Annotated in this window: 16 protein-coding genes; 12 read left to right on the top strand and 4 right to left on the bottom strand. The window is 69.7% G+C overall.

The features are described 5' to 3' along the window. Positions 1-2: 2 nt before the first annotated feature. Positions 3-3,581 (bottom strand): indolepyruvate ferredoxin oxidoreductase family protein, encoded by a 3,579-nt coding sequence (locus IM787_RS00705; RefSeq protein ID WP_193674710.1) that lies wholly within the window; start codon positions 3,579-3,581, stop codon positions 3-5. Between the two features lie 115 nt (positions 3,582-3,696). Here IM787_RS00705 and IM787_RS00700 point away from each other — a divergent pair, with 115 nt between their 5' ends. The 7 genes from IM787_RS00700 to IM787_RS00675 all read left to right on the top strand — a co-directional run bounded on the left by IM787_RS00700 (position 3,697) and on the right by IM787_RS00675 (position 8,786). Continuing rightward, positions 3,697-4,200, top strand: coding sequence for an Lrp/AsnC family transcriptional regulator (locus IM787_RS00700; protein ID WP_193674709.1), 504 nt, complete (start codon positions 3,697-3,699; stop codon positions 4,198-4,200). A gap of 111 nt (positions 4,201-4,311) precedes the next feature. Next, entirely contained in the window at positions 4,312-5,319 is a 1,008-nt protein-coding gene (gene paaA / locus IM787_RS00695) for a 1,2-phenylacetyl-CoA epoxidase subunit PaaA (RefSeq protein ID WP_193674708.1), read from the top strand. A gap of 96 nt (positions 5,320-5,415) precedes the next feature. Continuing rightward, positions 5,416-5,709, top strand: coding sequence for a 1,2-phenylacetyl-CoA epoxidase subunit PaaB (gene paaB / locus IM787_RS00690; protein WP_193674707.1), 294 nt, complete (start codon positions 5,416-5,418; stop codon positions 5,707-5,709). 8 nt (positions 5,710-5,717) lie between these two features. Next, complete coding sequence (paaC, locus tag IM787_RS21420) at positions 5,718-6,491, top strand: 1,2-phenylacetyl-CoA epoxidase subunit PaaC (protein WP_227494029.1); 774 nt, start codon at positions 5,718-5,720, stop codon at positions 6,489-6,491. Further along, positions 6,485-6,997 carry a 1,2-phenylacetyl-CoA epoxidase subunit PaaD gene (paaD, locus tag IM787_RS21415; protein ID WP_354004333.1) on the top strand — a complete coding sequence of 171 codons (513 nt, stop codon included), beginning with the start codon at positions 6,485-6,487 and terminating at the stop codon, positions 6,995-6,997. The genes paaC and paaD overlap by 7 nt, the downstream gene beginning before the upstream one ends. Beyond that, positions 6,994-8,076 carry a 1,2-phenylacetyl-CoA epoxidase subunit PaaE gene (gene paaE / locus IM787_RS00680; RefSeq protein ID WP_193674706.1) on the top strand — a complete coding sequence of 361 codons (1,083 nt, stop codon included), beginning with the start codon at positions 6,994-6,996 and terminating at the stop codon, positions 8,074-8,076. Before paaD ends, paaE begins: the two co-directional genes overlap by 4 nt. An 89-nt stretch (positions 8,077-8,165) precedes the next feature. Then, positions 8,166-8,786 carry a TetR/AcrR family transcriptional regulator gene (locus tag IM787_RS00675; protein ID WP_193674705.1) on the top strand — a complete coding sequence of 207 codons (621 nt, stop codon included), beginning with the start codon at positions 8,166-8,168 and terminating at the stop codon, positions 8,784-8,786. Here the strand turns inward: IM787_RS00675 and IM787_RS00670 are convergent. The 3 genes from IM787_RS00670 to IM787_RS00660 all read right to left on the bottom strand — a co-directional run bounded on the left by IM787_RS00670 (position 8,752) and on the right by IM787_RS00660 (position 10,984). Beyond that, the gene (locus IM787_RS00670) at positions 8,752-9,453 is read right to left on the bottom strand and encodes a pseudouridine synthase (RefSeq protein WP_193674704.1); all 702 of its coding nucleotides are present in this window, start codon (positions 9,451-9,453) and stop codon (positions 8,752-8,754) included. The two genes, IM787_RS00675 and IM787_RS00670, sit on opposite strands and share 35 nt — an antisense overlap. Before the next feature lie 163 nt (positions 9,454-9,616). Then, positions 9,617-10,015, bottom strand: coding sequence for a DUF2061 domain-containing protein (locus IM787_RS00665; protein WP_193674703.1), 399 nt, complete (start codon positions 10,013-10,015; stop codon positions 9,617-9,619). A 45-nt stretch (positions 10,016-10,060) separates the two neighbouring features. Continuing rightward, positions 10,061-10,984: a LysR family transcriptional regulator gene (locus IM787_RS00660; RefSeq protein ID WP_193674702.1), complete on the bottom strand. Its 924-nt coding sequence runs from the start codon at positions 10,982-10,984 to the stop codon at positions 10,061-10,063. Positions 10,985-11,086: 102 nt separating this feature from the next. Between IM787_RS00660 and IM787_RS00655 the strand changes: the two genes are divergently transcribed. The 5 genes from IM787_RS00655 to IM787_RS00635 are packed head-to-tail and all read left to right on the top strand — an operon-like array spanning position 11,087 to position 17,608. Then, on the top strand, positions 11,087-13,261 hold the full coding sequence (locus IM787_RS00655; protein ID WP_193674701.1) for a thiamine pyrophosphate-dependent enzyme: 2,175 nt from the start codon (positions 11,087-11,089) through the stop codon (positions 13,259-13,261). Continuing rightward, the gene (locus IM787_RS00650) at positions 13,258-14,724 is read left to right on the top strand and encodes an indolepyruvate oxidoreductase subunit beta family protein (RefSeq protein WP_193674700.1); all 1,467 of its coding nucleotides are present in this window, start codon (positions 13,258-13,260) and stop codon (positions 14,722-14,724) included. The genes IM787_RS00655 and IM787_RS00650 overlap by 4 nt, the downstream gene beginning before the upstream one ends. A gap of 52 nt (positions 14,725-14,776) precedes the next feature. Next, entirely contained in the window at positions 14,777-15,748 is a 972-nt protein-coding gene (dctP, locus tag IM787_RS00645; RefSeq protein WP_193674699.1) for a TRAP transporter substrate-binding protein DctP, read from the top strand. Next, entirely contained in the window at positions 15,745-16,275 is a 531-nt protein-coding gene (locus IM787_RS00640) for a TRAP transporter small permease (RefSeq protein WP_354004332.1), read from the top strand. The genes dctP and IM787_RS00640 overlap by 4 nt, the downstream gene beginning before the upstream one ends. Before the next feature lie 10 nt (positions 16,276-16,285). Further along, the gene (locus IM787_RS00635; protein ID WP_227494028.1) at positions 16,286-17,608 is read left to right on the top strand and encodes a TRAP transporter large permease; all 1,323 of its coding nucleotides are present in this window, start codon (positions 16,286-16,288) and stop codon (positions 17,606-17,608) included. Positions 17,609-17,689: the final 81 nt, after the last annotated feature.

Genomic DNA, 17,689 nt, shown 5'->3' with positions numbered 1-17,689 from the left:
GCTCAGGCGACGGCGGTCACCCGGATGCCGCGGATCTGGCCGGCCGTGCGGGTTGCCGCCGGCCGGGGATAGGTCTCCGGATCGAACCGGTGCAGCAGCGCGGCCTCGCGTGCGCGCGCCAGCGCCACGTTGGCCAGCTTCACGTGGCCGAAGCCGCGCATCGATAGCGGCAGCACCGCGATCTCGGTCGCGATCTTCAGCCGCTGCGCATCCAGCGCCGGCAGCAGCGTCGCGATGCGCGCCATGTACGCCTCCACCAGCTCGCGTTCCATCCGGCGTTCGGCCGTGCGTCCGAACAGGTCCAGCGCGGTGCCGCGCAGCCGGCGGCCCTGCGCCAGCAGCTTCAGGACCGGCAGCATCCAGCCGCCGAGGCGCACCTTGCGCGGCGCCTGTCCCGCGCGCGCGCGGCTGATCACCGGCGGTGCCATGTAGAACTCCAGCTGCAGGTCGCCTTCGAACTGCTGCTGCAGCGTGCGCTGGAATGCACCGTCGGTGTACAAGCGCGCCACCTCGTATTCGTCCTTGTACGCCATCAGCTTCAACAGGCCTTGCGCGACGGCGCGCGTGAAAGGCAGCGCCGTTCCGGGCTGGACCGCCTCTTCGCGTTGCCGCACGCGCGCGACGAAGTCCGCGTAGCGCTGCGCATAGGCCGCGTCCTGGTATGCGGTCAGGTGGGCGATGCCGCGAGCCAGGATCGCGTCCAGCGCGTCCTCCTCGACGGGTGCGGGCGCTTCGCCGCGCAGCAGCTGCACGATGGCTTGCGGGTCCGCGGCCGCGAGCCGGCCGAGCGAGAACGCCAGCCTGTTGTTCTCCACCGCCACGCCGTTCAGTTCGATCGCCCGCTGCAGCGCCTCGAGGCTGACCGGCACCAGGCCTCGCTGCCAGGCCGAGCCGAGTGCGACGATGTTGGAGTAGATCGCATCGCCCAGGAAGGCTTCGGCCAGCGCCTGCGCGTCGAGGGTCTCCACGCGGTCCGCGCCGGCGGCGAAGCGCAGCTTCTCCAGCAGCTCCGGGACGCGCAGCGAAGCATCGGGATTGCGCAGGCTCTCGGCCACCGGCACCTCGTGCGTGTTCGCCAGGATGCGGGTGCGACCGTGCCGCACGGTCGCCAGTGCGTCGGGCGAGGCGCCCACCACCAGGTCGCAGGCCAGCAACGCGTCGGCCTGCTGCGTGTCGATCCGCACCTGGTTCAGCCGCGACGGGACATCGGCGAAGCGCACGAAGCTGAGCACGGAGCCGCCCTTCTGCGCGAAGCCCATGAAGTCCAGCACGCTGGCGCTCTTGCCTTCCAGGTGTGCCGCCATCGCCACCATGGCGCCCACGGTCACCACGCCGGTGCCGCCGACGCCGGTGACCAGCAGGTCGTAGGGCGCGTTCCACACGTGCGGCGCCGGCCGCGGCAGCGCCTCGACGTGCCGCAGGAAGTCGGCGGAACCGCCGCCCAGCGCGCCGGCGCGCTTGCGCAGCTTGCCGCCGAGCACGCCGACGAAACTGGGGCAGAAGCCCTTGGCGCAGGAGTAGTCCTTGTTGCAGCTGCTCTGGTCGATCCTGCGCTTGCGCCCGAGCGGCGTCTCCAGCGGCTGCACGGCCACGCAGTTGCTCTGCACCGTGCAGTCGCCGCAGCCTTCGCACACGCGGTCGTTGATGTACAGGCGCCGGGCCGGGTCGACCAGCTCGCCCTTCTTGCGGCGGCGGCGCTTCTCGGCGGCGCAGGTCTGTTCGTAGATCAGCACCGTCACGCCGGGCATCTCGCGCAGGCGCCGCTGCACCGTGTCGAGTTCGGCGCGGTCGTGGAATTCGGTGCCCGCGGGGAAGCGGTGCTTGATGGCGTCGTACTTGCCGATGGCATCGGACAGCACCACCACCTGCTTCACGCCCTCGGCTTCCACCTGGCGCGCAATGCCATCGACGGTGATGACGCCGTCGACCGGCTGCCCGCCCGTCATCGCCACCGCGTCGTTGAAGAGGATCTTGTAGGTGAGGGTGGCCTTCGCCGCCACGGCCTGCCGGATCGCCAGGTAGCCGGAGTGATAGTAGGTGCCGTCGCCCAGGTTCTGGAAGACGTGCGGCACCTTGGTGAACATGGCGTGGGACACCCAGTCCACGCCTTCGCCGCCCATCTGGATCAGCCCTTCGGTGTCGCGGTCCATCCAGCTGGCCATGAAGTGGCAGCCGATGCCGGCCTGCGCGTGCGAGCCTTCCGGCACCTTGGTCGAGGTGTTGTGCGGACAGCCGGCGCAGAAGTAGGGCAGGCGCTTGACCGCATCGCTGGCGTTCGACAGCAGTTCGGGCAGCGTGAAGTCGCGCACGAGATGCCGGCGATCGAGGTCGGGGAAGTGCGCGACCAGCCAGGTCGCGACCGTCTCGATCAGTCGGGAAGGGCGCAGTTCGCCCAGCGCCGACACCAGCGGGCGCTCCTGCGCGTCGCGCTTGCCCACGATCACCGGGCGCTCCGGCGCGTTGTAGAACATGGAGCGCAGCTGCTCCTCCACGACCGGCCCTTTCTCCTCGATCACCAGGACTTCCTTCAGCCCGCGCACGAACTCGCGCATGCGCGTGGGCTCGATGGGATAGGTCAGGCCCAGCTTGTAGATGCGCACGCCGTGCGCCGCCAGCGTGTCGATGGAGATGTCCAGCCGGCGCAGCACTTCCATCAGGTCGTAGTGCGCCTTGCCGGCGGTGACGATGCCGACGGTGGCACGGTCGCTGGCCACGATGTGCCGGTCGATGCTGTTCACGCGCGCGAAGGCGCGCACGGCATCGAGCTTGGCGTGGAGGCGCTGTTCGATGGTCAGCGAAGGCAGGTCCGGCCAGCGGTAATGCAGGCCGCCGGGCGGCGGCGTGTAGCCGGTGATGCTGCGCACGGTGTCCGCGTCCTGCCAGGCGGCGACGCGCGCGTTCACCAGGTCCAGGTCCACGGTGGCGCCGCTTTCCACCACTTCGGACAGCGCGGTGAAGCCGACCCAGTTGCCCGAGAAGCGCGACAGGGCCCAGCCGTACAGGCCGAATTCCAAATACTCCGCGACGTTCGCCGGCGCCACCACCGGGGCGTGCCACGACTGGAAGGCCTGGTCGCTCTGGTGCGGCATCGAGGAGGACACGCAGCCGTGGTCGTCGCCGGCCACCATCAGCACGCCGCCGTGCGGCGAGGCGCCGTAGGCGTTGCCATGCTTGAGCGCGTCGCCCGCACGGTCGACGCCGGGCCCCTTGCCGTACCAGAGCGCAAACACGCCCTCGCAGGTGCGTTCCGGGTCGGCCTCCACCCGCTGCGTGCCCAGCACCGCCGTGGCGCCGAGTTCCTCGTTGATCGCGGGCAGGAAGCGCAGCCCCGCCTCCTCGAATTTCTGGCCGGCCTTCCACACGGCCTGGTCGACCATGCCGAGCGGCGAGCCGCGGTAGCCGCTGATGAAGCCGCGCGTGTCGAGCCCCGCGGCCGCGTCGCGCTGCCGCTGCATCAGCATCAGACGGATGAGAGCCTGCGTCCCGGTCAGGAACACGGCGCCGCTGCGCGCCCACAGGCTGTCGGCGAGCTTGTACTCGGGGCGGACGATGGGTTCGTCGCGCGTGGTCGTGTCGTCCATGCGTGCTTGTCTCCTGGAGGCAAGCTTAGGTGCCGCGGCGGAGAAAGTGCTTCCCATTTCCTCCTGCGGCCGAACTCCTGGAGAATGACATTCTTCGAAAAGACGAATTCCAGGAATGAACCAGCTCGACCGCCACGACGTGCTTCTGCTCGCCGAACTGCAGCGCGACTCCCGCCAGACGGTGCAGCAGCTCGCCACGGCGGTCGGCCTTTCCTCCACGCCGTGCTGGAAGCGCGTGAAGGAGATGGAGGCGAGCGGCATCATCCGCGGCTACACCGCGCTGGTGGACCGCGAGAAGGTGGGACTGAGCCTGGCCGTGCTGGCCGAGGTGAACCTCACGCGCCACAACGAGGACGACGTGCGCCGGTTCGAGCGGGCGGTGGCGGACGCCCCGCAGATCGTCAGCTGCTATGCGACCACGGGCCAGGCCGACTACGTGATCAAGGTGCTGGTGCCGGACATCAAGAGCTACGAGTCCTTCCTGCACGACATCGCCTTCAAGCTGCCCGGCGTGACGCATTTGCGGTCCAGTGTCGTGCTGAAAGAGGTCAAGGCGGAGACGCGGCTGCCGCTGGACGACGGCTCGCGCATCGCAGCGCCACGTCGGCGTCGCGGCTGAGCCAAACCTGCTGGCTTCGGCCGGCTTGCGTCGTCCGCCAAGCCGTTCTATTATCTACCGAACGGTCGGTAGAGCACTGTCGAGCTCGCCGTCCTCCTCCCGGGAGACAGCATGTACACGCAAGCCATGGACACCATGGGCAAGGACGGCGACGCGCGCAAGCCGGTGCGCTCGGCCGACGAGATGGTGCAGGAAGAGCGCTTCGAGGCGCGCATCGCCGCCGGCGACTTCGTCGAGCCGAAGGACTGGATGCCGGAGCACTACCGCAAGACGCTGGTGCGGCAGATCAGCCAGCATGCGCACTCGGAGATCGTCGGCATGCTGCCGGAAGGCAACTGGATCACGCGCGCGCCGACGCTCAAGCGCAAGGCGATCCTGCTGGCCAAGGTGCAGGACGAAGGCGGCCACGGCCTCTATCTCTATTCGGCGGCCGAGACGCTGGGCACGTCGCGCGACCAGATGCTGGACGCGCTGCACACGGGCAAGGCCAAGTACAGCTCCATCTTCAACTACCCGACGCTGACCTGGGCCGACGTCGGCGTGATCGGCTGGCTGGTCGACGGCGCGGCGATCATGAACCAGGTGCCGATCTGCCGCTGCTCGTATGGACCGTACGCGCGCGCCATGATCCGCATCTGCCGCGAGGAGAGCTTCCACCAGCGCCAGGGCTACGAGAGCCTGCTGACGATGATGGAGAAGGGCACCGATGCGCAGCGCTCCATGGTGCAGGACGCCGTCAACCGCTGGTGGTGGCCCTCGATCATGATGTTCGGCCCGCCGGACGACCAGTCGCCCAACTCCGCGCAGTCCATGCGCTGGGGCATCAAGCGCGTCTCCAACGACGAACTTCGCCAGCGTTTCATCGACGCCTCGGTCGAACAGGCGAAGCTGCTGGGCGTGACACTGCCTGACCCGGACCTGAAGTGGAACGCGGAGCGACAGCACCACGACTTCGGGAAGATCGACTGGGACGAGTTCTGGCGCGTCGTCGGCGGCAACGGCCCCTGCAACCGCGAGCGGCTCGCTGCCCGCGTGCAAGCCTGGGAAGACGGCGCCTGGGTGCGCGAGGCCGCGCTGGCGTACGCGCGGAAGCAGGAGCCGCACGCGCAGGCGGCGTGATGGATTTCTCCTTCCCCCTCCGGGGGAAGGCCGGGATGGGGGCGCCCCCACCCCAACCCTCCCCCAGAGGGGGAGGGAGCAAGGCAAGGAGCAGACATGAATGACGTGAAGAACGAGTGGCCACTCTGGGAAGTCTTCGTGCGGAGCAAGAGCGGCCTCGACCACAAGCATTGCGGCAGCCTGCACGCGGCCGACCCGAAGATGGCGATCCAGCTGGCGCGTGACGTCTACACGCGCCGCCAGGAAGGCACCAGCGTCTGGGTGGTGCGCTCCGACCACATCGTGGCCAGCGACCCGGGCGAGAAGGGCATGTACTTCGACCCGGCGGAGGACAAGGTGTACCGCCACCCGACCTTCTACAAGCTGCCCGACGCCGTGGACCACATGTGAGCACCGCCATGCAGGCTTCCATCCGCGTCAGCGCCGACCCGCGCGTGCAGTACCTGCTGCGCATCGGCGACACCGCCCTCATCCTCGGGCAGCGCCTGTCCGAATGGGCCGGCCACGCGCCGGTGCTGGAGGAGGACATCGCCCTGTCCAACATGGCGCTGGACCTGATCGGCCAGTGCCGCGCCGTGCTGACGCATGCCGGCACGCTGGAAGGCGCCGGCCACGACGAGGACCAGCTCGCCTTCCTGCGGGACGAGCGCGACTACCGCAACGTCACGCTGGCGGAACTGCCGCGCGGCGACTTCGCCTTCACCATCGTGCGCAACACGGTGATGGCGACCTTCTTCAAGCAGCTGTGGGAACGGCTGGCCGCCTCCAGCGACGCGGAGCTCGCGGCCATCGCGGGCAAGGCCGTCAAGGAAGCGCGCTACCACCAGCAGCATGCGGCCGACTGGCTGGTGCGGCTGGCGGGCGGCACGGAGGAGTCGCGCCGGCGCGTGGACCGTGCGCTGGGCGACCTCTGGCGCTACACCGCGGAGCTGTTCGCGTCCGATGCCGTCGACGAGCAGGCGCAGGCGAGCGGCCTGGGTCCGCGCTGGGGCGACCTGCACGACGCCTGGCTGGCCGAGATCACGCACATCTTCGACGCGGCCGGCCTCGCGGTCCCGGCGCCGGTGCCCTTCGTGAGCACCGGCAAGGCCGGCGTGCACAGCGAACACATGGGCTTCATCCTGGCGGAGATGCAGCACCTGCAGCGTGCGTATCCGGGAGGCGTGTGGTGACACGCGCGGAGCGCGCCTGGGAAGTGCTGGGCGGCGTGCTGGACCCTGAAGTGCCGGCGCTGTCCGTGCGCGACCTCGGCATCGTGCGCGAGGTCATCGACCACGGCGAGGAGCTGGAGGTCGTGCTGACGCCGACGTACTCGGGTTGCCCCGCCACCGAGGTGATCGAGCAGAACGTGCTGGACGCGATCCGCGCCGAGGGCCTGGGCCCCGCGCGCGCCACGCTGCGGCGTGCGCCCGCGTGGACCACCGACTGGATCACGGAGGAGGGCAAGCGCAAGCTGAACGACTACGGCATCGCGCCGCCGCACGCCGTCGTCCCCGCGGAGGCGGGGACGCAGGGCGTCCCGATCCGGATCTTCCGGCGCGACGAGCGCGTGGTGCCTTGCCCGCGCTGCGGCAGCCAGGCGACCGAGCGCCTCTCCGCCTTCGGCTCCACCGCGTGCAAGGCGATGTACCGCTGCCTCGCCTGCCGCGAGCCCTTCGAACATTTCAAGCCCCTATGACCCCGATGTTCCACGAGCTGCGCGTGCGCGCGGTGCAGCCCGACACGCCGGAGGCGGTGATCGTCTCCTTCGAGGTGCCGGAAGACCTGCGCCCCGTGTTCGGCTTCACCCAGGGCCAGTACCTCACGCTGCGCAAGGACATCGCCGGCCAGGACCTGCGCCGCTCGTATTCGATTTGCGCAGGCGTCGACGACGGCGAGCTGCGCGTCGGCGTGCGCAAGGTGCGCGGCGGCGTCTTCTCCAACTGGATCAACGAGCAGCTCAAGCCCGGCGACACCCTCAGCGTGATGGCACCGCAGGGCCGCTTCTTCGTGCCGCTGGAGCCGCAGGCGCAGCGCCACCACCTGGGCATCGCGGGCGGCAGCGGCATCACGCCGATCCTGTCGATCATGAAGACCGTGCTGGCGCGCGAGCCGCACAGCCGCTTCACGCTGGTCTACGGCAACCGCAAGCTGCGCTCCACCATGTTCAAGGAGGAACTGGAGGACCTGAAGGACCGGTACATGACGCGGCTGGTGCTGCACCACGTGCTGTCGGACGAACACACCGAGTTCGACATCAACCACGGCATCGTCAACCGCGCCAAGATCGGCGACTTCCTGCAGGCGCTGGTGCCGGCCGCGTCCATCGACCACGCGTACATCTGCGGGCCGTTCGAGATGAACGACGAGGCCGAGGCCGCCCTGCTGGCCGCCGGCGTGCCGGAGGACCGCATCCACATCGAGCGTTTCGGCATCGCGCAGCAGGCCGGCCAGGTCGGCGCCGTCGTCCACAAGTCCGAACCGACGGACGCCGCGAAGGCGCGCATCACCCTCATCCGCGACGGCCTGAAGCGCGAGATCCCGTTCTCGCGCGAGCAGCCCAGCATCCTGGACGCGGCTTCCGCAGCCGGCATGGAGGTGCCTTACTCCTGCACGTCCGGCGTGTGCGGCACCTGCCGCGCCAAGCTGGTGGAAGGACAGGTTCGCATGGAGCGGAACTTCGCGCTGGACAAGAAGGAAGTCGCCGCCGGCTACGTCCTCACCTGCCAGGCGCATCCGCTCACCGAGCACGTCGTCCTTTCCTTCGACGAACGCTAGATGTTCGCCCCCACGCTTGTCACTACGTGTACTGCGCTGCCCCCCGAGGGGGCTTCAGCCGCCTTGGGGCGGCCCGGCGGCGGCTGAACATGGGTCGCGGTCGCCACGCCGGTTACGACGAACAGCGCGAGACGATCCTCGCGCGGGCGGCCGAACTGTTCGCGCGCCACGGCTACCAGGGCACCTCGATGAACCAGGTGGCCGAGGCGTGCGGGCTCTCCAAGGCGACGCTCTACCACTACTACCGCGACAAGTACGCCTTGCTGGTGAGCATCGCCGACGGCCACGTCACGCGCCTGCGCGCGATCGTCGACGATGCGGTGGCGGGAGAGGCCACGCCGCAGGGCCAGATGCGGGCGCTGGTCCGCCGGCTGGTCGAGGAATACGCGAGTGCGCAGCACGAGCACCGCGTCCTGACCGAAGACGTGAAGTTCCTCGCTCCCGAGGACCGCGATCGCATCCTCGGCAAGGAGCGGGAGGTGGTCGCCGGCTTCGCGCGCGTGGTTGCGGCGCTTCGGCCCGACCTCAAGGAAGCCGCCATGAGCAAGCCCCTGACGATGCTGCTGTTCGGCATGGTCAACTGGATGTTCACGTGGATGAAGCCGGAGGGCCGCCTCGCCTACGACGACATGGCGCCGGTCGTGAGCGACCTGTTCCTGGGCGGGCTGGAAAAGGTCAAGGCGCCCTTGCGGACGGCGGCGCTGGACTGAACGCCCACTCCGGCCCGCGCGCGGCCGCGATCCGCAGCCCCTTCCATTCGATGCCCTCCGCGTGCAGCCACAGGCGCTCGATGCCGAGCCATGCAGCGACGGCACGGTTGTGCGCGCCCTTGCCGTGCGTGGCATCGCCCACCAGCGGGTGCGCGATGTGCTTGAAGTGCCGGCGGATCTGGTGCCGCCGTCCGGTCAACGGCTGCGCCTCCACCAGCGCATAGCGGCTGGTCGGATGCCGCGCGTCCACCGCGAAGGGCCAGTCGAAGGTGTCCAGCCGGCGAAAGCGCGTCATCGCCTCCAGCAGCGGCTGCCCGCGCGAGGGCAGTTCGGGGTCGCGCGCCAGCGGATGCGCGATCTCGCCCGCCGCCGGGGGCCACCCGCGCACCAGCGCGATGTAGCGCTTCGCGACCTGGCCCTGTTCGAAGGCGAGTCCCCACTCGCGTGCGGCCTCCGCGTGGAGCGCGAACAGCAGCACGCCGCTCGTGCCCTTGTCGAGGCGGTGCAGGGGCCAGACGTGGCGGCCCAGCTGGTCGCGCAGCAGCTTCAGCGCGCTGCGCTCCTCGTGCGCATCCAGCCGCGTCGGGTGCACCAGCAGTCCCGCGGGCTTGTCGATCGCCACGATGTCCTCGTCACGGTAGAGCAGCGGAAGGGGGCCGGTTGTCATCAGATTGCAACCAATCGTAGGATGATTCCCACAACTGCGGTGGAGAAGGCTGTGGACAAGCCGGTGGGCTTCCTCGCGGACCCGCGCCGGTGCTGGGTTCCGCCACGGTGACCATTCGACAGGCACCGGCGCGCAGGAATTCTCTTGCGCGCACCGGCGTGTGCTAGGCGGCGAGCGGGGCGGCTTCGCCGCGGCCTTCCCACCAGCGGTCGAAGAAGTAGTGCGCCACCGCGTTGGCCAGCGGCTCCACCACTGCATAGGCGCCGGCCGCGACCCAGCTGCCCGTGAGCGCGAAGCCCACGGCCACCGCCACCACGAAGTGCGAGACGCCGAGCAGGGTCGACTTCAGCACGGCGCGGCGCCGCGGATCGCCGCCCCAGTTGCGCGCGAAGGTCTCGAGCCCATGGCTCACTACGGTATTGGCGGCCGGCTCGATCAGCGCCAGCAGGCCGCCCAGCACGAAGCCGCCGGTGAACAGCCAGCCCAGCGTCACGGCGATCGCCAGGTGGATCACCGCGAAGCTCAGCGTCTTGTGCAGGCTGGATTCGGTTCGGATTCGCATGCAGGAATGATAGGGATCCGCAATGGAATGGGCGAATTGGATTGCTCAATCCCGCCGATTGGCCGGCACCCGCCCGAACAGCCGGTGCAGCAGGCCGCGCAGCCACTGCTGGGCCGGATCGCGGGCGGTGCTGGCGTGCCAGACCAGGCGGACGTCGTAGTGCGGCGCGAAGGGCAGCTTCCAGGTGCGCAGGCCCGGCCGGCTGCGGGCGTACATGGCCGGCACGATGGCCAGCAGGTCGGAGCTGGTCACCAGGTCGGGCAGCGCGCTGAAGTGCCGCGCCCGCAGCACGATGCGGTCGGCCATCTTCAGGCCGACCAGCATCTCCTCCACGCTGCTGTGGAAGGTGGCGGTGGGCGACGCCACCACCAGCGAGGCCGCGGCCAGCTGCGCCCGCGTCAGCGACGCGGCCGCACGGCCGGTGGCGGGCCGCCATGCGGGTGCGGTGATCGCCACGTACTGCTCGCGGAACAGCAACTCGGCGTGCACGCCGCGGTGCCGCGGCTGCAGGATGCCGATGGCGCAGTCGATCTCGCGGGCTTCCAGCGCACCCGTCACCGCGGGCGCGGCCACCGCGACGTTGGACACGCGCGTGCCGGGCGCGAGCTGCCGCAGCTCAGACGCCAGCGGCGGCAGGAACAGCATCTCGCCCAGGTCCGACAGCGACAGCCGCCAGGTGGTGTCGCTGCGCGCCGGGTCGAAGTCCTCCATGCCGGTGACCAGCGCCTCCAGCGACAGCAGGTGCGACACGACCGCCGGGGCCAGCTGCTCGCACAGGCGCGTGCGCTGCAGGCCCGCCGGCGAGCGCACGAACAGGTCGTCGCCGAAGAACTGCCGCAGCCGCGCCAGCGCATTGCTGGTGGCGGACTGCGACAGGGCCAGGGAACGGCCGGCGGCCGTCACCGAACCGGTGCGGTGGATCGCCGCGAGCACGCGCAGCAGGTTCAGGTCCAGTTGGCGGAAGTTCACGTTCGTCCTAATGGTTCACCCTGATCATTCACGCCATCAATGTAGAACATCCACAGAACCCATTCGCCAAATGACGCGCGCGCCGCTAGATTGCCGTCCGACATGGCCGAAAGATCTTTCGCGAACGAGGTGGAGAAGCTGCGCCTGGGCGCCGGCCAGGAGTTCCATGGCGAGGGCATCCTGGCGGTCACCAAGGCCCTGCTGCAGTCGGGCGTGTCGTACGTCGCCGGCTACCAGGGCGCGCCGATCTCGCACCTGATGGACGTGCTGACGGACGCCAACGACATCCTGAAGGAACTGGGCGTGCGCTTCGAGCACAGCGCGTCCGAGGCCACCGCCGCGGCGACGCTGGCGGCTTCGGTCAACTACCCGCTGCGCGGCGCCGTCACCTTCAAGTCCACGGTCGGCACCAACGTGGCTTCCGACGCGCTCGCCAACCTGGCGTCGGGCGGCGTCACCGGCGGGGCGCTGGTCATCGTGGGCGAGGACTACGGCGAAGGCTCCAGCATCATGCAGGAGCGCTCGCACGCGTTCGCGATGAAGTCGCAGATCTGGCTGCTGGACCCGCGTCCCAGCCTCCCGAGCATCGTGCGGGCCGTGGAGCAGGGCTTCGAACTCTCGGAGGCCAGCCGCACGCCGGTGATGCTGGAGCTGCGCATCCGCGCCTGCCACGTGCACGGCAGCTTCACCACCACGGACAACCGCCGCGCCGATTTCACGCTCAAGGACGCGATGGAGCAGCCGCGGCGCGACGTGGAACGCATCGCCCTGCCGCCGTCGACCTACCTGCACGAGCAGGAAAAGATCGCGCATCGCTGGCCGGCGGCCGTGCGCTTCATCCAGGAACGCGGGCTGAACGAGTTCTTCGCCGAGGACGCGCAGGACTTCGGCATCGTGCTGCAGGGCGGCCTCTACAACGGCGTGCTGCGCGCGCTGGAACTGCTGGGGCTGGCCGATGCCTTCGGCCGCTCGCGCATCCCGCTCTATGTCCTGAACGTCACGTACCCGCTGGTCGATGCCGAGTTCACGCGCTTCTGCGCCGGCAAGCGCGCCATCCTGATCGTGGAAGAGGGGCAGCCCGACTTCATCGAGCAGGCGGTGCACGCCATCCTGCGCAAGGCGGCCATGCAGACGAAGGTGCACGGCAAGGACGTGCTGCCCATGGCGGGCGAGTACACCGGCGGCGTGCTGCTCAAGGGCATCGCGCGCTTCGTCGGGCAGCTGGCGCCGGCCCTGCTGGAAGGGCGTGCGCTGCCACCGGCCGCCCGCTCGCCGGCGCCGATGGAGGGCAACCCGAAGGCGATCGCCATCCAGGACGCCTCGGCGCAGGTGCACGGGCGGCCGCCGTCGTTCTGCACCGGTTGCCCCGAGCGCCCGATCTTCACCGCCATCAAGCTGATCGAACGCGAGCTGGGCCCGCACCACGTCAGCTGCGACATCGGCTGCCACCTGTTCTCGATCCTGCCGCCCTTCAACATCGGCGCGACGACGATGGGCTACGGCCTGGGCTGGGCCGGCGCGGCCGCCTTCAACACGGGCGAGACGAGCAAGCGCACGCTGTCCATCATGGGCGACGGCGGCTTCTGGCACAACGGCCTCACCAGCGGCGTCGGCAACGCCGTCTTCAACCAGACCGACAACGTGCTGGTGGTGATCGACAACGGCTATTCGGCGGCCACCGGCGGCCAGGACCTGCTCTCGTCCAAGGCGAGCAACCCGATCCGCGCGACCAACCATCCGATCGAGAAGGCGGTGCGCGGCGTCGGCGTGGAATGGGTCCGCACGGTGGACCACACCTACAGCCTCTCGCGCATGCGCGACGCCTTGCGCGAAGCGCTGACCACGCCGGCCAAGGGGCCGAAAGTGATCGTCGCATCGTCCGAATGCATGCTGAACAAGCAGCGGCGCGTGAAGCCGCTGGTGCGCAAGGCCATCGGGGACGGCCAGCGCGTCGTGCGCGAGCGCTTCGGCGTCGATCCCGACACCTGCACCGGCGACCACTCCTGCATCCGCCTGTCCGGTTGCCCGTCGCTCACGATCAAGCCCAACCCGGATCCGCTGCGCACCGACCCCGTCGCCACGGTCGTCGACAGCTGCGTCGGCTGCGGCCTCTGCGGCGAGGCCGCGCACGCGGCGGTGCTGTGCCCCTCGTTCTACCGCGCCGAGATCATCAACAACCCGACCCGCTGGGACCGCTTCAAGGACCGCGTGCGGACGGCGGTCATCGGCTGGCTGCAATCCCGCATCGACCGGCGGCTGCAGGGGCTCGCGGCATGAGCACCCCGCGCGCCATCACCATCGCGCTGCTCGCCATGGGTGGCGAGGGCGGGGGCGTGCTGTCCGACTGGCTGGTGGACCTGGCCGAGCACAACGGCTTCCTGGCGCAGGCCACGTCCGTGCCGGGCGTGGCCCAGCGCACCGGCGCCACGGTCTACTACCTGGAACTGTTCCCGCGGGAGAGCGTGCCGGCCGGCGCGCAACCCGTGCTCGCGCTCGGGCCGGTCCCCGGCGAACTCGACGTCGTCATCGCCTCCGAGCTGATGGAGGCCGGCCGGGCGCTGCAGCGCGGCCTGGTGTCGCCGGAGCGCACGACCTTCATCGTTTCGACCCATCGCGTGTACTCCATGACCGAGCGCACGGCGATGGGCGACGGCCGCGTCGACGCGGACAAGCTGCTCGAGGGCGCGCAGGCGGCGGCGGCCCGCTTCATCGGCACGGACTTCTCGGCGCTGGCCGAGAAGTCCGCCGGCCCGATCGCACCGGCGCTGTTCGGCGCGCTGGCCGCGTCCGGGGCCTTGCAGTTCACGCGCGCGCAGTTCGAGGAAGCCATCCGCCGCGGCGGCGTCGGTGTCAAGGCCAGCCTGCAGGCCTTCGCCGCCGGCCACGACGCCGCGCTGGCACCGCCCGCGCCGCAGCCGGTGCCATCCGCCGCGCCGCTGGGGCCGCGGCTGCAGGCGCTGGCGCAGCGCATCGCCGCGGAGTTCCCGTCGGCCGCGCACGACACGCTGCGGCACGGCGTGCTGCGCCTGGCCGACTACCAGGACGCCGGCTACGCCGCGCGCTACCTCGACCTGCTGCGGCCCCTGCACGACACGGGCGACGTGCTTCTCGACACCGCGCGCCACCTCGCACTGTGGATGTCGTACGAGGACGCGATCCGCGTGGCCGACCTGAAGACCCGCCGCACGCGCTTCGAGCGCGTCGCCGGCGAAGTGCGGCTGGGGGGCACGCAGCTGCTGCAGATCAACGAGTTCATGCACCCCCGGGTCGAGGAGATCGCCGACATCCTGCCTGAGCGCCTGGGGCGCTGGCTGCTCGGCACCGGCTGGGCCCGCGGCACGCTCGGCCGCTTCACGCGCAGCGGCCGCGTGATCCGCACCAGCAGCCTGCGCGGCTACCTGCAGCTGTATGCCATCGCCTCGCTGCGCGCCCTGCGTCCCCGGTCGCTGCGCTACGCGGTGGAACACGAACGCATCGCCGCCTGGCTGGCCGAGGTCCGGCGCCTGGCCACCTTCCATCCGGCCCTCGCGCTGGAGGTGGCGCGCTCGCAGCGGCTGGTGAAGGGCTACGGCGACACCCATGCGCGCGGCTGGCGCAACTTCCAGCGGCTGATGGGGGCGCTGCCGCGGCTGGAGGACGACCCCGCCGGCGCGCAGCGCCTGGGCGAGCTGGCGCGCGCCGCACTGGCCGACGAAAGCGGGCAGGCGCTGGAACGCATGCTCGCGCCTGCCCTGAATTGACCCCCATCACCGCACCGCTTATGTTCGACGCGACCGCAAGGAGACCCTGAAGATGAAGCTTTCCATCGTGCACAAGGCCGCGGCGCTGCTGCTGGCCACGGGCTTCGCAGCGGGCGCCGCCGCCCAGGAGGCGACGCTGCGCCTGGTGAGCGCGTTCGCCGAGAACGGCATCTACGTGCAGCGACTGCAGCCGTGGATCCAGAAGTTCAACGCCGAGGGCAAGGGCGTGCTGCAGATCAACTTCATCGGAGGTCCCAAGGCGATGCCTCCCTTCGAGGTCGGCAACGCGGTCAAGACCGGGGTCGTGGACATGGCGCTGAACACCGGCGCCTTCTACACCAACGTGATGCCGGAAGCCGACTTCCTGAAGCTCACGCAGGTGCCGGTGGCCGAGCAGCGCCGCAACGGCGCCTTCGACGCCATCAACAAGGTGTGGAACGAGAAGGGCAACATGCAGTACCTGGCGCGGATGGTGGAGAACCAGCCGTTCCACATCTACACCAACAAGAAGGTCGAGAAGCCCGACCTGGCAGGCCTGAAGATCCGCATCACGCCGGTGTACCGCGACTTCTTCCAGTCCCTCAACGCCAACGTGATCACGACGCCGCCGGGCGAGGTGTACACGGCGCTCGAGCGCGGCGTGGTCGACGGCTACGGCTGGCCGATCGGCGGCATCTTCGACCTGAACTGGCACGAGAAGACCAAGTTCCGCATCGACCCCGGTTTCTACGACGCCGAGGTGTCGCTGATCATGAACCTGCCGGCGTACCGCAAGCTCACGCCGGCGCAGCGCGACTACCTGCAAAAGCAGCTGCTCGCGCTGGAGGCGCAGAACACGTTCTGGGCGCAATACACCGCCGACGAAGTGGCGCGCCAGCAGAAGGCCGGCATCGAAACCATCAAGTTCGATGCCGCCACCTCGAAGTCCTTCGTCGACAAGGCCTACCAGGTGGGCTGGGCCAGCGCCGAGAAGCAGAGCCCCGAGATCGCCGGGCGCTTCAAACCGCTGTTCTCGCGCAAGTGACCGGCAAGGCTTCCGACGCCTTCGGCAAGCTGCTGGCCGCGCTGGCGCTGGCCGGCTGCTTCATCCTGTTCGCCATGATGCTCGTCATCGTGGCGGACGTCGCCTTGCGCAACATCGCGGTCCCCGGCCTGCCGCGGGGGCTCGCGTGGAGCAACGAGGTGTCGGAGCTGATGCTGTACCTGCTGACGATGTGCGTCGCGCCCTGGCTGCTGCGCCAGGGGCAGCACATCCGCGTCGACATCCTGCTGCAGGCGCTGCCGAAGAAGGTGGCCTGGGCACTGGAGTGGGTGGGCGATGCCATCGGCCTGGCCTGCTGCCTGTTCATGGCCTGGTACGGCGCGCGGGCGGCCCTCGCCAGCTTCCGCGAAGGCGCGGTCAACATCAAGACGCTGGTGACGCCGGAGTGGTGGTCGCTGGCGCCGCTGCCCATCGTCTTCGTGCTGTTGGCGATCGAGATGGGCTTCCGCATGGGCCGGCTGTACGCCGGCGAACGCGGCCCGCGCCACGAAGCGGTGAGCGCCGCGTGAAGGGGCGCGCATGATGTCCGGCTGGGTGATCGCCGCCTGGCTGATGCTGGGCGGCTCCACGGTGCTGCTGTTCATCGGCATGCCGGTGGCGCTGACCTTCATCACCGTCAACATCGTCGGCGCCTGGTTGTACATGGGCGGCGAGGCGGGGCTGGCGCAGCTGGCGCGCAGCAGCGTCAGCTCGGTCACCGCCTTCTCGCTGACGCCGATCCCGCTGTTCGTGCTGATGGGCGAAGTGCTGTTCCACACCGGCCTCGCACTGAAGGTGATCGAAGGCATCGAGAGGCTCATCCGGCGCCTGCCCGGCCGGCTCGCCGTCGTCGCCGTGGTGGCCGGCACCGTTTTCTCCGCCATCTCGGGCTCCACCATCGCGACCACCGCGATGCTCGGCTCGCTGCTGCTGCCCGTGATGCTGTCCAAGGGCTACCACCCGACGCTCGCCACCGGCCCGATCATGGCCATCGGCGCGGTGGACATGCTGATCCCGCCTTCAGCCCTGACCGTGCTGCTCGGGTCGCTGTCGGGCATCTCCATTTCCAAGCTGCTGATCGGCGGCGTGCTCCCGGGCGTGATCCTGTCGGCGGCCTTCGTGCTGTGGATCGTGCTGCGCGTGCGCATCAGCCCGCACCTGGCGCCCGCCACCGAGGACCAGCCGATGCACACCGGCTGGGAACGATGGCGGCCGTTCTTCGCCTACGTGCTGCCAACGCTGTCGATCTTCGGCATCGTGGTCGGGGCACTGGCCCAGGGCTGGGCCACGCCCACCGAGTGCGCGGCGCTCGGCGCCTTCGCCACGCTGGTGCTCGCCGCGCTCTATCGGGCGCTCACCTTCGAGGCGCTGCTCAAGGCGCTGAAAGGGACGGCCGGCATCTCGGGGATGATCCTCTTCATCATCCTGGGCGCCACCACCTTCGCGCAGATCCTCTCCTTCTCCGGCGCCAGCAACGGCCTGGTGCAGCTGATCACGGGGCAGGGCTGGTCCACCGGCGCCATCGTGGCGGGCATGATGCTGATGCTGATCTTCCTGGGCATCTTCGTCGACCAGGTCAGCATGATGATGATCACGCTGCCGATCTTCATGCCGATCGTGCAGAGCCTCGGCATCGACCCGGTGTGGTTCGGCGTCATGTTCCTGATCTGCATGCAGCTCGGGCTGCTGCTGCCGCCGCACGGCCTGCTGCTGATGACGATGCGCGGCGTGGCGCCGCCGCAGGTGACGATGGCGCACATCTTCCGCGCCGTGGTGCCTTACGTCGTGATGAGCCTGCTGCTGCTCGCCGCGGTGTTCTGGCTGCCGCAGATCGCGACCTGGCTGCCGAAGTGGATCGGGTGAAGCTCAGGGCCCGCTGCGCAGAAAGCTGAAGCAGCCCAGCCCGAAGGGCGCATCGCTCACGAGCAGCGCGCCGTTCGCGTA

It is taken from the genome of Ramlibacter pallidus (genome assembly GCF_015070875.1).
Lineage (GTDB): Bacteria > Pseudomonadota > Gammaproteobacteria > Burkholderiales > Burkholderiaceae_C > Ramlibacter > Ramlibacter pallidus.
The sequence above is the reverse complement of the archived record's forward strand: the minus strand, read 5'-3'. Positions and strand labels throughout refer to the sequence as shown.

Coding starts and splice junctions, on each gene's coding strand:
- IM787_RS00705 (WP_193674710.1), bottom strand. CDS start 3,581: ATGGACGACACGACCACGCGCGACGAACCCATCGTCCGCCCCGAGTAC.
- IM787_RS00635 (WP_227494028.1), top strand. CDS start 16,286: ATGATGTCCGGCTGGGTGATCGCCGCCTGGCTGATGCTGGGCGGCTCC.
- IM787_RS00675 (WP_193674705.1), top strand. CDS start 8,166: ATGGGTCGCGGTCGCCACGCCGGTTACGACGAACAGCGCGAGACGATC.
- IM787_RS00700 (WP_193674709.1), top strand. CDS start 3,697: ATGAACCAGCTCGACCGCCACGACGTGCTTCTGCTCGCCGAACTGCAG.
- paaB (WP_193674707.1), top strand. CDS start 5,416: ATGAATGACGTGAAGAACGAGTGGCCACTCTGGGAAGTCTTCGTGCGG.
- dctP (WP_193674699.1), top strand. CDS start 14,777: ATGAAGCTTTCCATCGTGCACAAGGCCGCGGCGCTGCTGCTGGCCACG.
- IM787_RS00650 (WP_193674700.1), top strand. CDS start 13,258: ATGAGCACCCCGCGCGCCATCACCATCGCGCTGCTCGCCATGGGTGGC.
- paaC (WP_227494029.1), top strand. CDS start 5,718: ATGCAGGCTTCCATCCGCGTCAGCGCCGACCCGCGCGTGCAGTACCTG.
- IM787_RS00655 (WP_193674701.1), top strand. CDS start 11,087: ATGGCCGAAAGATCTTTCGCGAACGAGGTGGAGAAGCTGCGCCTGGGC.
- IM787_RS00670 (WP_193674704.1), bottom strand. CDS start 9,453: ATGACAACCGGCCCCCTTCCGCTGCTCTACCGTGACGAGGACATCGTG.
- paaE (WP_193674706.1), top strand. CDS start 6,994: ATGACCCCGATGTTCCACGAGCTGCGCGTGCGCGCGGTGCAGCCCGAC.
- IM787_RS00665 (WP_193674703.1), bottom strand. CDS start 10,015: ATGCGAATCCGAACCGAATCCAGCCTGCACAAGACGCTGAGCTTCGCG.
- paaA (WP_193674708.1), top strand. CDS start 4,312: ATGTACACGCAAGCCATGGACACCATGGGCAAGGACGGCGACGCGCGC.